Origin of the sequence: Haloarcula sp. R1-2, assembly GCF_011627385.1 — an archaeon.
Lineage (GTDB): Archaea > Halobacteriota > Halobacteria > Halobacteriales > Haloarculaceae > Haloarcula > Haloarcula marismortui.
The window spans coordinates 21,863-34,702 of the sequence record NZ_JAANTG010000007.1 but is presented as its reverse complement, the minus strand read 5'-3'; the positions used below and the strand labels follow the sequence as shown (position 1 = coordinate 34,702).

The 12,840-nt window shown below is 53.7% G+C and carries 11 protein-coding genes and 1 pseudogene; 4 read left to right on the top strand and 8 right to left on the bottom strand.

Annotation, left to right across the window (positions count from 1 at the left end; translation table 11 throughout):
* Positions 1-16: 16 nt before the first annotated feature.
* The 4 genes and pseudogenes from G9C82_RS19660 to G9C82_RS19640 form a co-directional block, all read right to left on the bottom strand.
* On the bottom strand, positions 17-445 hold the full coding sequence (locus tag G9C82_RS19660) for an HIT family protein (protein WP_127015113.1): 429 nt from the start codon (positions 443-445) through the stop codon (positions 17-19).
* A 101-nt stretch (positions 446-546) separates the two neighbouring features.
* Positions 547-1,538, bottom strand: a pseudogene (locus G9C82_RS19655) (transposase).
* 512 nt (positions 1,539-2,050) lie between these two features.
* Positions 2,051-2,536 (bottom strand): TIR domain-containing protein, encoded by a 486-nt coding sequence (locus G9C82_RS19645; protein ID WP_127015111.1) that lies wholly within the window; start codon positions 2,534-2,536, stop codon positions 2,051-2,053.
* A gap of 540 nt (positions 2,537-3,076) precedes the next feature.
* On the bottom strand, positions 3,077-4,336 hold the full coding sequence (locus tag G9C82_RS19640) for an RNA-guided endonuclease TnpB family protein (RefSeq protein WP_127015166.1): 1,260 nt from the start codon (positions 4,334-4,336) through the stop codon (positions 3,077-3,079).
* A gap of 321 nt (positions 4,337-4,657) precedes the next feature.
* Here G9C82_RS19640 and G9C82_RS19635 point away from each other — a divergent pair, with 321 nt between their 5' ends.
* The 3 genes from G9C82_RS19635 to G9C82_RS19620 all read left to right on the top strand — a co-directional run bounded on the left by G9C82_RS19635 (position 4,658) and on the right by G9C82_RS19620 (position 7,077).
* The gene (locus G9C82_RS19635) at positions 4,658-5,296 is read left to right on the top strand and encodes an orc1/cdc6 family replication initiation protein (RefSeq protein ID WP_241244161.1); all 639 of its coding nucleotides are present in this window, start codon (positions 4,658-4,660) and stop codon (positions 5,294-5,296) included.
* A 1,030-nt stretch (positions 5,297-6,326) separates the two neighbouring features.
* Entirely contained in the window at positions 6,327-6,683 is a 357-nt protein-coding gene (locus tag G9C82_RS19625) for a DUF6516 family protein (RefSeq protein ID WP_127015109.1), read from the top strand.
* Positions 6,676-7,077: a hypothetical protein gene (locus tag G9C82_RS19620; RefSeq protein WP_004965126.1), complete on the top strand. Its 402-nt coding sequence runs from the start codon at positions 6,676-6,678 to the stop codon at positions 7,075-7,077. The genes G9C82_RS19625 and G9C82_RS19620 overlap by 8 nt, the downstream gene beginning before the upstream one ends.
* A gap of 205 nt (positions 7,078-7,282) precedes the next feature.
* On the opposite strand, the gene G9C82_RS19615 is transcribed toward G9C82_RS19620, so the two are convergent.
* From G9C82_RS19615 to sufB, 4 genes are all read right to left on the bottom strand, one after another.
* Positions 7,283-7,528 carry a hypothetical protein gene (locus tag G9C82_RS19615; RefSeq protein WP_127015108.1) on the bottom strand — a complete coding sequence of 82 codons (246 nt, stop codon included), beginning with the start codon at positions 7,526-7,528 and terminating at the stop codon, positions 7,283-7,285.
* 253 nt (positions 7,529-7,781) lie between these two features.
* Complete coding sequence (locus G9C82_RS19610; protein WP_004965119.1) at positions 7,782-9,062, bottom strand: trans-acting enoyl reductase family protein; 1,281 nt, start codon at positions 9,060-9,062, stop codon at positions 7,782-7,784.
* Between the two features lie 333 nt (positions 9,063-9,395).
* Positions 9,396-9,710 carry a hypothetical protein gene (locus G9C82_RS19605; protein WP_004965114.1) on the bottom strand — a complete coding sequence of 105 codons (315 nt, stop codon included), beginning with the start codon at positions 9,708-9,710 and terminating at the stop codon, positions 9,396-9,398.
* The gene (gene sufB, locus G9C82_RS19600; protein ID WP_127015107.1) at positions 9,707-11,137 is read right to left on the bottom strand and encodes a Fe-S cluster assembly protein SufB; all 1,431 of its coding nucleotides are present in this window, start codon (positions 11,135-11,137) and stop codon (positions 9,707-9,709) included. The genes G9C82_RS19605 and sufB overlap by 4 nt, the downstream gene beginning before the upstream one ends.
* Positions 11,138-11,437: 300 nt before the next feature.
* Between sufB and G9C82_RS19595 the strand changes: the two genes are divergently transcribed.
* Positions 11,438-12,832 (top strand): YdiU family protein, encoded by a 1,395-nt coding sequence (locus G9C82_RS19595; protein ID WP_127015106.1) that lies wholly within the window; start codon positions 11,438-11,440, stop codon positions 12,830-12,832.
* Positions 12,833-12,840 lie beyond the last annotated feature (8 nt).

The following is a 12,840-nucleotide window of genomic DNA, read 5'->3' as shown; positions in this document are numbered from 1 at the left end:
CTGGCTAGAAGTGAAATTATAGTCTGTGTCTATTTAGCTGTTCTTTGATGATTTCCGCGTCAGAGTCCATCTCTGAACGATTCAAGTCCAATCGCGGACCTGCCAAACGAATTTCGTCTGTTTCTGACCTTGGCAACACATGAAGATGTACGTGAAACACTTCCTGGCCTGCTGCTTCCCCGTCTGCTAGCCAAAAGTTGATTCCTTCACTCTCTATCTCTGAAGCTCTGAGAGCCTCAGAGATCTTCATCCCCGTCTTGAACAGCTCTCCTCCAATTTTGTATTCCATCTCTGACAGTGAGGCTGCATGTTTTTTTGGTATTATAAGGGTGTGACCTCTGTTCATCGGCCGAAGAGTCATTATAGCCAAGGTACAGTCATTCTCATAAACAACACTTCTCGGTGCTTCGCCAGCCACGATCTCACAAAACTCACAATCAACCATTGAATGAGCGTTTCATCTAGAAGTCATTATTTGTTCCCCCACTCGATACTCGGTGTTGTTAAAGCTTTTAAATCAAAGGAGAGGGTGTCATAGAACTCTTCTCACACCGTGATGATCGTGCTTCCCGGATTGTCTCCGCGTTCGTAGTTGGTGATTGCGACGACGAGACGAAGGCACAGAGCGAGGAACACTTGTGCTCGTGCGTGAACGCGGCCTCGGGCGTGCGTTCGCCCGAGGCCGCAGTCCTTCACTGAGTCGTTAGTTCGTTCGACTCCCGTACGTCGGTTGTACGTCTCATCCAACGTGGACTGCTTCAGCTGAACGTCCTCGCCGTGTTGTTCGATACGGTCTTCGACCCTGTACTCGATGTCTTTCGGGTCGTCGGTGTTTCGCGCGTTGTACGGGGCGACTGGCACGACCCCTGCAGCCAGCAGGTGGTCGTGCCAGTCGAGTGTGTCGTAGGCGCTGTCACCAACCATCCAGATCGGTGTGGCGACGGCGAGCGCGTCACGTGTGACGCGCATCGCCGTCTCTTCTGGCGCTTGCTTACTCTCTGTGAACTCCGCCGCAATCGGGATCTTTTGTCCGGTCGAGACGATCGTGCAGCCGTAGCCGTAGTAGTACTCGTCGTCGGTTGGATCATAGCATTTCGACGCGTCTTGATCGGCGGGCATCGCCCTCACGTCGGTTGAATCGATACAGTAGGTCAAGTCGAGCAGGCCGCGGCGGGCGGCCTGCTCGACGAACCGGTCGAATACGTCGTCGACGACGTGTTCGAGGTCGGTGAGAAAGCGATCAACCGCATCTCTGGATGGCGGTGAATCAAAGCCACAGCCAAGCCAGACAACCGTGTTGTGCAGCTCTCTTGCAACAGGACGAATCCCGTAGATGTCTTTGTAATAGCAGTGGAGGAAGCCACGCATCATTTCTGGAGGCTCGTGCTCTCGTGTTCGCCCCGTCTCGTCGGGGCGAACACGTCGAACTCTTCGAGAAACTCGAAGGAGAGGTGCTCGAACAACGCAAGCGTCTCTGTCTCCACGACATTGAAGAACGACTCGACCGAAGGATCATTTTGCAGGGTCGCTGAGTCCATACCACCTCAGCATTCACCCTGCTCTTTGGTGTGTTAACTGTTCTATGACACCCTCTCAAAGGAGGTTATTAAGTGAGCTGGCTAAAAAGACATACCCTGAATTTTAGAAGATAACCACAATAAGAAAACTAAAGTCGAATATATTAATAATAGAATGGAAATTGTACCATGAAATAGAACTAATGACTTTGAGAACATCAAATTTGGAATTGGGTCTACACTATACGCAGATGAGTCCATCTCGAACTGCTCCCTATCTTGATTTCCTGTCCTTGCATCCTCGTACATAGAACGGTATCTTCGCTCAAGTTTGAGATAGTATGCGTCCAATATCCAGAACCCGAAAAGAGGTATAAACGCAACTAAGAGGTGCAAATCTCTAGTCCGAAAAAGCAAGACTACCACAATAAGAGATATTGACCATCCCTTGATTTTAAATGAATTCTCAGATAATCGAGTTATTATATCTTGAATGAATTCCAGATCTTTTGTATGAGTATCGTCGTCGCCCATTACCGGTCGGCAATTTGAGCCGCTACCTCCACCCAATCCCCTAAATTATCGCGTCCGTTGTCTCCTACCCAATCATACGTATTAAATATAGACGACAGATATTCACCTGTGTTTGTGTCTTTATATTTTGACAACGGATTTTTACCACGTTGATCCCGATTGCCATCTTTATCTCGAATTCTATGAATTCTAACACCGACTAGTCCCATACCTTCTTCATAACTCTTTTCAATCTCGTGATTTATCCATTTCCTATCATATGTGTCACTGCCGATTAAAACAACTGTCACGGAACAACCTTTCATTTGCCTATTAATCCAATCTCGAACTGCATCGTCCCCTTCACGTTTTATCGATTCCCAACTTGCGCCATCAATAAATCCAGATTCCTCAATACTCTGATCAACGACATCTGAATTCCGGACCTGACTAGCTCTCCAGATATCGTTATCGTAATGGAAGCTAAAGAACGTTGTTCGTGCCATAAGTATTCATTCAACTGGTGCTGATTATATTCTTTGATTAGTTGCTATTGATATATGTCTTTAGTTGTAATATTCGCGCCCTCTATCTTGCACGCCGCTCAGATCATCATTGCTGGTTGGTGGGTAGACTTGCGGTCAGTTCGCAGACCTAGCGAGCAGCTGGTTCATCCCACCGTTTTTGAAACCACTCTGTGAGAACTGTCCATTGCCTCCGTATCTGCGTATTCGACTTCCGCTCATGCTTCTCTCGCTAATTAGCGTGGTACCTCTCTCCGAGAAACTGGTCGTGATTATCGCGCTAATCACAACCAGCCTGAAAGTAGGAGTCTCGCTAGAAGGATGGAATTTGGAGGCTCAACAGATCGGAGAACACTCCGTCCGACAGGGTCAGGTAAAAGCACTATAATCGGTCGGTCCAGACTCCAGATTGGCGAGAGGTCAATATCGTACTAGCTTCATACTGGATTGACCTCCTCCTCCGCGTGAACGCGGAGGAATCCCACCACGGGATTTCAGGCCGAGTGTAGCGGCCTGTTGGTTTCAAGACGCATACGTTCCACGCGTCGTCTGCTGGGGTTCAGCATCAGCGTGGCTGTCTTGTGACCCGGTCAAAGAGGCCCCATCCGTAGCCGAGTCATCGTCACCGGCCTTCTGCCGGGAACTCCGGTCGCTTCGGCGGTGACTCTCTCCACTACGGTAGCGGTCTGCAATGTTTATCGCCCCGTTCACGTCGGCTTGATACTCGCCGACCCAACAGCCGCCGTTTGAGCATCTGAACGTCGCCTGTCGTGGTCGGTAGCCGTGTTCTCCACAGGCGTGGCACGCCTTCGACGTGTTCCGGGGATTCACCGTCTCGACGGGAACCCCCTTCTCGGCGGCTTTGTAGCGAATCTGTGCGTGGAGCTTGGCAAAGCCCCATCCGTGCAACCGGCGGTTCATGTACTCGCCGTAGTCCATGTTCTCGCGGATGTACGTCAAGTCTTCCAGCACCAACACTGGGTTCTCGACAGACTCGGCGTATTCCACGACCTCGCGGGTCACACGGTGGAAAACGTCGTTAATCTGGTCCCACAGTGCATCAGCGTAAGACTCTGTGATTCGCTCACTGCCGCGCTTCTGAAGCCGTCTCTTGGCGGTGAAGTAGGTTTTGCGGAGCCGACGGACGGCCTTGCCGTCGTCGGCCCACAGTCGGGGGCGAACCGGAGAACCAGAGCCGTCGCGGTGACACACCGTGACAAGACTCGCTTCTCCGATGTCCACACCTATCGGCGTCCGCTCGTCGGCAGATGCTTCAGATTGGTCCTCCACGTCGCGGGTAACGGTGATGTGGAGATACCACGTTCCGTCCCGCTCGAACAGCCGACTTTCACCCATCTCGGCGTCGTCTGCGTCTAACGCTTCAAGCCACTCCCGCTGTTCGGGATTAGCGCGTGCTGGAATCCAGAGGTGGTAATCTTCGTGGTGCGGGACTTTGACGTACCACTCGATAGCATTCTGTGGCTGATGGTCGAGTTGCAGGCCCTCGTTTGTGAACCGCACTGGATGGTCGTCGTGAAGCTCGGTAGCGTCGTAGCTGTTCCCACAGAGTTGTGGGACGTACTTCTTGAGGGCGTTTTTGGCGTAGCCGCTCAGGTCGTACTCAACAACCAAGTCGTTGGCCGCTGACTGTGTGTCACAGCCAGCGGCGAAAGCGGCTTGAAGTGCCTGCTGGTAAGCGTCCTGTGTCTCACGAAGCTTCTGCCGCTTGTGGACGTTCGGGTCCACAAGCTTCAGTTCCAGTGTTTTCGTGAGTGTACCCATCGTCGTCGTACTACACCTTTCGACTGTCATCGACATATACCTCAGCCATCCGGAGTGGAAGTGAAACGGTAGGAAATCCGGCAGTGCAATAGGGCGATGGACTGTCACACTCTGCTGTCCGCTCAACCCCCGCCTGTTCGCTCCTCGGTTCCGACTAAGCGTCGGAACGCTCGTCACTCACGGAAAGGCGGGGGTATGCGCTCGTATCTCTATCATTCTTGACGAGATTGACCAACTCATCAACAACGAAGATAGTGAGGGCGGAGTCCTAATGCAACTCACCCGTGCGAAAGTGGGAAAATCCAAACCCATGTTGGCGTCGTGGCGATCTCAAATAAGATCAACTACCGCAAATCCCTCAATGAACGAGTGAAGTCTTCGCTTGGCGACGATGAGCTCGTCTTCTCACCCTATGACGGCACCCAACTACAGGCAATTCTGGAAGCCCGAACTGATGCTTTCCGTGATGGAGCGCTGGAATCTGCTGTCATCCCGAAGACCGCCGCACTAGCCGCTCGCGAACACGGGGATGCACGACGGGCAATTCGAATTCTACGCAACGCTGGCGATGTTGCGACCAAAGAAGATGTCGAGAAAGTTTGTGAAGATCATGTCGACCGAGCACAAAAACGCGCTGAGGCCGACCGCTTACGTGAACTTCTGTCGGGATTACCACCCCACTCAAAGTACATCCTGCTGGCACTGACGAACCTCGATACCAAGGACGGCAATCGTGAGGAATTCCGCACGACTGAGGTGTACGAGGCTTACGAGACCATCTGCGAATCCGAAGCGAGCGACCCACTCGGGTTAGACCGGGTTCGTGATCTCCTTCGAGAGTTGTCATTCCTCGAAATCACCGAATCAAATAAAACCGGTGGTGGGCGTGGTCGCGGATCATATACGCTCCACACGTTGATGAACTCCCCTGAGGCTGTCTTCGAGATGATTGATAAGTAGGGGCAGCGGTGCTGGGGACTGTCTGATAAAAGTACATTTTCTAATCGCGTCGATGACGACCAGGTTAAAAAATAGGAGTGCCGCTGGAAAGGATAGAATGAGGCTTGAAGCCTTTCTGCAGATCGAAGGGTACCCACCAGCTTTGTCTCCAGTGTGTGATTTAATTCCCTGTCAGATAGCGGTCTGCTACGTGTCTGACTCCTATGAGTCAGGGTTGGGGTGGCGCGAGATTCTTCATTGAGAAATCTGGTTTCGGGATGACTCGGCTAGCGAGGTCGGCCAACTCTCGGGTGCGCTAGATATCGGCCAAATTGTGTTTTAGCAGCGAAAGCCACTCACCATCGTTGAAGGCGGTGACCGCAGCAGCGCTGTCCTCAAAGATCACACGTTTCCTAACCAATCAGGACGTTGTAGACGCCGACAAGATCGCTCTGATCAGTGGTGTCGAAGCGGCCGACAACCTTCAGCATATGAGCTTAGTTATATTAATGAACGGCCAGTCCGTGAGCGTGCCACTACAGCGAACCATCGGACTGCGAAAGGACGGTGTGAGTCAAAGGTTTGTTCCGCGCTGTATCGCCCGATTCCTAGTTAGTATTAGTATGCATAGATATACCCGAGAGTACTACAGTGAGCCACCGGCCGTACTCAATACAGACGATCGCCGGGGTGGGGAAAGTGAGTGGCTTCGGGCGAACACCCTCCGGCGGACACCGCCAATGTTGCCACGTTCCTTCCAATGTTGTAGAGCGGTGTTCCAGGTGGGGACTACAGCAATTCCCCAATCCTCGGTCTACAGAAATGGCAAATAAAGGTAACTATTTCGTGTGAACTGTGGAACACTCGAAAGGAGGTGTGTTCGACTACTTGCCGTCGTCACTCCACTGGGAAGACGCTGAATCACCAGCCGCACTCAGTACAAATGGCTCCCCGGCGTGTCTCGCCGTCGTGGGTACAGCGTAGTCTCCAGTGCGTTGTTTGAGGAACCAACACTCCTTTATCGTTGGCTACGAAACCAACATGGTACCGGATGGAACCAACGGCCGACGACCTCGATGGATATGACAACGCCACAGTGTACGAGGATGGGACTGTCGTTCGTGTGTCGATTCGACGGACGGACGACGACGCCTATCCGTCGGGGTGGCGGTACACGCTTCACTACGGAGCGTTGACCGCCGGTTCCGAGACGCTCGACGACGGAACGATCCGTCGCTACGATAACTCACACGAGGACACGAAAGGCCATGAAGTGCATGTCGCTCCCGACCCGGAACCGGCGTTCATCAAGTTCCCTGGCATCGAGGAACTCTACGAACGGTTCTGGGACGAGATCCCGAAGCCACGCTTCGGTCCATCCAACGACAACGGTGATACCCATGACTGAACAAAATGTGCTCGTGGTCACGGTCGACAACGAGACCAACCCGTACGAAGAAGGCCTCGAAGCTATTCAGACACTCAAAGAGGGAGAATACCTTGACCGGCCGGCTACTGTTCAGTTCCCGAACGAGAGCCAGCTGACCGACGTGTTCAACGAACGGACGTACACACTCTTGCGCGTAATCAGAGACGAAGAACCAGAGAGCATTCGCGAGACAGCACGACTTGTCGGCCGTGACAAAAAGAACGTCCACGAAGAATTGACCACACTGGAAGCGCTTGGCGTTATCCGCTTCGAGACAGTCGGGCGGGCAAAGAAGCCAGTGTTCCCTTATGACGATCTCGTCGTCTCACCGCTTGCTCACGACCCCGGAGACGGGGCCACTGCAGCCCCCTGATCTCTTGTTGTCTCGGGAGTTGGTCGTGATTATCACCACATTCTCGACCAACCTATCTAACGATTAGTACGGGTAACACGCTTACCGTGACCAGCGACTACTTATCAGAATTCCATCAGAACCGCCGTGAAAGATACAGATACCAGAGGGTGAGAGGTGGGTTCAGCAGACCAACCTCAACCTACGGACAGTGAGTAGAACCCGCTCACCGGGCCCAATTAATATCCCCGCTGTCTATGTCAGTATGCTCATCAACGGCCTGCGAGACGATAGTCTCCACCATCCTGTCTCCGCCTTCCCCGTCTGACTTAGTTTCTTCATACCACTCTCGCTCAAACTCAGCTACATGGCTGTTATCCCACCACAAGGAAACGGTGTCGCTACCAACGATTAGCTTCACTTCTATTTCTCTCCTGCTGTTGTTAGCCTCAGCAGAATTGTCGTTTTGCATAGTTTTATTTAGTCATCCGAATGGATGCGAGGGAGTCCCGACCGGCCAATTGGGATAGCACAAAACACGGCTCGGAGAAAATAAATTCACGGTACGGTTAGTATGTACCGTGTTTCTCCGTCGATACGAAGGTAATCAGGGGCCACGGCGGCAACTATGCCGGCACACGCCGAGCCTCGACAGGCATCCGTAACGACTTATCGGCGATTCGCGTCGCTCTGGGGCTGCCCTAGTCATAGATTGAAACCAATGGCTACCCGCCCTGGTCGAAGCCGTCGGCGGTGATGTCGTCCACGCTGGCGGTAAACCCGACGGCACGGAGCCTGTCGGCTAGGGGCTCACCGATGGCCGATGCGGGCGTGAGAACACCGCCGTCAAGCGAAGAATCTGTGTCGTCTCTGAGAAGGGCCACACCGGATTCGCCGAGCATACGTGCAGTGGCACCGTAGCCGGGGTCCATGTCGGCACCTACGACGGCTTCAACAGCGAACTGGCCGTCCGTTCCAGTCCCACGCCCGCGAACGCGAACAGTGAATTTGCCATCCATAGCTGCCGTTCGTGTCGGTCCCTCGCCGGGGTCCGGGAAGACGTACTCCCGGATGCCGTTCCGTAGTATGTCGACACCCATTGCGGTCTTGAACCCGGCAAGGCTAGCGGCGATGAGGGTGGCCTTGGCCGCGCCGCCGGGGCCCGAACCGGTCGGAACGACTTCAGTACATCGGAACTCCTGTCCCCAGGGGTAGTTTAGCAAGGCGTTGCTCCGCCGGACGATTCGCTCGTTGACCGGAGCCATCGGCGACGGCGCCGTCCATCCCGGGCCCAGTCGGTCGCGCTGCGGGCTGGTTTGCTCGCCCAAGTCGACGCCGTTACGTTCGCCTGGTGGAGCCAGGGAGTAGGGATTCGCCAGCGTGTGCCGGGCGATGGGATCGTTCGAAGCCGCCTCGAACAACTCAGCAAAACTGGCCAGCGTTCCGCCGCTGACACTTCCCTTGCCGTCCTCAAGGTAGATCTGAACGACATCGCAGGGCGTACCGTAGGTTTCGGCCGCGTACGACTGGACGAGTGTCGTGCCGAGATCGGCAGGCACGGAGTCGAAGCCACAACTGTGGACGATCCGTGTGTTGCTCTCGACAGCCATGTCATGGTATCGGTCGACGACCTCGCGGACCCAGTTCACCTCGCCGGTCAGATCACAGTAGTCGGTTCCGGCGTCGATACATGCCTCGACCAGCGGTGTCCCGTAAGTAGTGTATGGCCCAACCGTCGTGCAGACGACGGTCGTCTGGCAGGCGATATCGCGGAGAGTATCGGTTTCCGTGGCGTCGCCAACGACGACCGGCAGATCACTCCAGGCGTCATAGCGGCCGGTTAGTGTCGCATTGATATCCTCGAGTCTGTCTGGGTCCCGTCCGCCCAGCGCGATTGAGAGTTCGTCCGGTGTGTACTGGGAAGCGAGATAGTCGGCCAACAGGCCACCTGCGACACCGGTTGCTCCCCATACGACGACGTCGTACGGCCGTTCTGTGTCCGGCATCAACCTATGGTTGTGACCCCAGCGGCCAATAACTACGGATTCCCCTCGACGGTCGAGATACGAGTTATACTGGTGGCTGTAACAAACTCGAGTGAGGGCTGGCTGGCGCCTGTCTTCTTCAATCAAGACGGTGAGGAGGTCGGGGGTTTCATTCTGGCGGCAACCGAACTCCCGGAAGCTAGCCGACACACTGATCCCATCCTTACAGCCCTTGTAAACGGTATAAACCTCAATTGGGACTACGGACCAGCGGCGACTGAGAATCGAAAGAACGCTGTACAGGACCGATTTGACAGACTTTCGAATCGCGCCTCCAGCGGATGAAGTCTTAGTTCACTCCAACGGTATGGCGTCTGACCGCTCGGACAGCAGCGATTCAAACTTCTTCGCCGCATCGTTCCACTCGGTGAACTTTCCCATTATTTTGTCGCCAATAACGACGTCATACTTCCCTCTAAGGAGGTCAATGACCAGCTTCCGTTCGCCAACGGTAAGGACGAAGTGTTTGCCGTCAATCCATGAGTGGATGTCCCGGGGGTCAGCGTATTCCGCCGCAAGCGCTTCTGCTTGCTCCATTCTGAGGCGCCCATCGTACGCGCCGTATCGGACCGTGGATTCCCCGGCTTCCACCGTTTTGTCCGTACTCATCCAAGTGAACCCTCCATCTCGAGTTCAATGAGGCGGTTGAGTTCGACGGCGTACTCGATTGGCAGCTCTTCTGTAATCGGCTCGATGAAGCCGGCGACAATCATCTGCTTTGCGTCGTCGTCGTCCAAGCCGCGCGACTGGAGGTAAAAGACGTCCTCGTCGCCGATCTTGCCGACGGTCGCCTCGTGAGCGACATCGACCTTCGACTCCTGAATCTCCATGTACGGCATCGTGTCCGACGTCGACTCGTTGTCGAACATCAGAGCGTCACACTCGACGGAGGTCGAAGAGTCCTCAGCACCGTCAGCGATGTGGACGAGGCCACGGTAGTTCGTGCGGCCGCCGTCCTTGCTGATGGACTTGGATTCGATGGTGGACTTCGTTTCGGGGGCGTTATGATAGACCTTCGCGCCCGTGTCGATGTCCTGCCCCTCGCCGGCGAAGGCGATGGTGATGTGGTTGTCCGTTGCGCCCGGCCCCTTGAGAACGGTCGAGGGGTACAGCATCGTGGCCTTCGAGCCCATCGATCCTGAAACCCACTCCATCGTGCCGTCGGCCTCGCAGATGGCGCGCTTGGTGTTGAGGTTGTACGTGTTCTTCGACCAGTTCTGGACGGTCGAGTACTGGACGTGAGCGTTCTCCTTGACGAACACTTCGACGCCGCCGGAGTGGAGATTGAACTCAGAGTACTTCGGGGCGGAACAGCCCTCGATGTAGTGGACTTCGGAGTTCTCCTCGGCGATGATGAGCGTGTGCTCGAACTGGCCCATGCCGTCGGAGTTCATGCGGAAGTACGCCTGCACGGGCATGTCGACCGTAGTGTCCTCGGGGACGTAAACGAACGACCCGCCAGACCAGATAGCGCCGTGCAGCGCCGCGAACTTGTTGTCGCTGGGCGGCACGGCCTTGGTCATGAAGTACTCTTTGAGGATGTCTTCGTGTTCCTGGACGGCCTTGTCCATGTCACAGAAGATGACGCCCTTGTCCTCCCAGCGCTCCTGCATATTCTGGTAGACGATCTCGGACTCGTACTGCGCGCCGACGCCCGAGAGCGCGTTCTTCTCGGCTTCCGGGATGCCGAGCTTGTCGAAGGTGTCCTGAATCTCTTCAGGGAGGTCGTTCCAGTCGTCGACACCGCCGCGTGTCTCGATGTCGGGGCGGATGTACGGGACGATCTCGTCAACATCGACTTCGGAGAGGTCGGGTGCGCCCGGCCAGCCGTCCGGCATCGGCATCTCGTGGAACTGTTCGAGCGCGCGCAGGCGGCGGTCGAGCATCCATTCCGGCTCGTTCTTGTCTTCGGAGATGACCCGGATGGTCTCCTCCGTGAGGCCCTTCTCGGCTTCGAAGGCGGACTTCTCCTCTTTCTTGAATTCGAAACGCTTCTCGGTGTCCGTCTCTTTGAGGTGGTCTTGATCTGAACTCATGTATCATATATTGAGTCGAAGGGTTAAAAAATTTCTAGGTAAATTAGAGGTATTATTTTGTCTGTATTGTATACTATTTTTTAAACCAAAAATATTTTTCTGTCCTCGAAATATAGGCTGGTATGGGGAAGACAGACAATTGCACCTGGAGATTGCCCCAGCTACCAGGAGCCGTGGTCTTTCCCAACTCCTATCAGAGTGACACAGAGGACCGGCGACTCGGCTTCTCTGTGCTACTCTCTACAAATAGATGAAAAATAAGCTTATTAAAACAAGCAAGGTAACGGCATATGAAACTAAATGACCTTTTCATTTGATACCACTTACAAAAATTTAGACTCGGACCTCTATTCGAGAGCAACGCCCAACAGTATCGCTAACCCCGAAATTTTGCTTCTCAATGACGGACTATGTGCTGATCTTGGATTGGATACGGTAAAGCTCAATGCTAACATTCTAGCAGGCCAAGATCGCTTAGAGGAGCCGATTGCTCAAGCATATGCAGGCCACCAGTATGGAAGTTTTACAGTTCTGGGCGATGGGAGAGCGATGATACTCGGCGAACACGTTCACGATGGTAATAGATACGATATTCAACTGAAAGGGGCTGGTCAAACGCCGTACTCCGGAAGAGGCGATGGCAACGCGACTGTCAGCTCAATGCTCAGAGAGTATTTGTATTCGTATGCGATGCAGAATCTAAACATCAAAACGTCGAGAAGTCTGGCAGTCATCGAAACTGACGAACCAGTCGAACGACGACAGACAGAACCTGGAGCCATCCTTGTCCGAGTGATGAATAGCCACATTCGATATGGGACCTTCCAGTATGTTGCAGGCCAAGCATCCGACGAACTACAGCGATTCACTGACTATGTTATCGACAGGCACTACCCGCAGCTAAATACGAAGGATCGCACATATCTAGAGTTCTTCGATGCAGTCATGCAGTCATCTATTGAGATGGTTGTAGATTGGTTGCGTGTCGGATTCATCCATGGGGTGATGAATACGGACAACATGAGTGTCGATGGAGAAACATTTGATTACGGACCTTGTGCGTTCATGAATTATTATGATGAGGAGACGGTCTTCAGCTCGATCGACAAGCACGGCCGATACGCATTCGGAAATCAGCGCCCCATCTTGCGGTGGAATCTTGAACGGCTTGCAGAGGCACTCCAACCGCTGTGTACGCAATCAGCGCTCACATATGATGAACTCGAAGGCAAACTTGACGAATTTGAGAATCGGTTTGATGAGCAATACTACACGATGATGCGGAAGAAGCTGGGAATCAACTCAGATGGCGATAACAGACTCGTCGATGAATTCATACAGTGGCTTCGCAAATCGAACGCAGACTATACCAACACCTTCCTCGAATTAGAGACGCCTGGGACGTTTGATTACCCGGTGTTTGCAACTGCAGAATTCGAACAGTTGAGGAATAAGTTGGCTGCTGTCGGCCTAGATGAAGAGTTGATGCAGGAAGCCAACCCGAGGTATATCGCCCGCAACTACTTAATTGAAGAGGCACTGGAGGAGTATCTCGAAACTGGGGATCTATCCAAATTCAAGGGGCTATTGACAGTGTTGGAACGCCCCTACACATCGAAAGATATGGGTTCACAATTCCAGCAACCACCGCCGCGAGAATTCGATTCAGAGTATACAACGTACTGTAATACTTGAGCAGATAC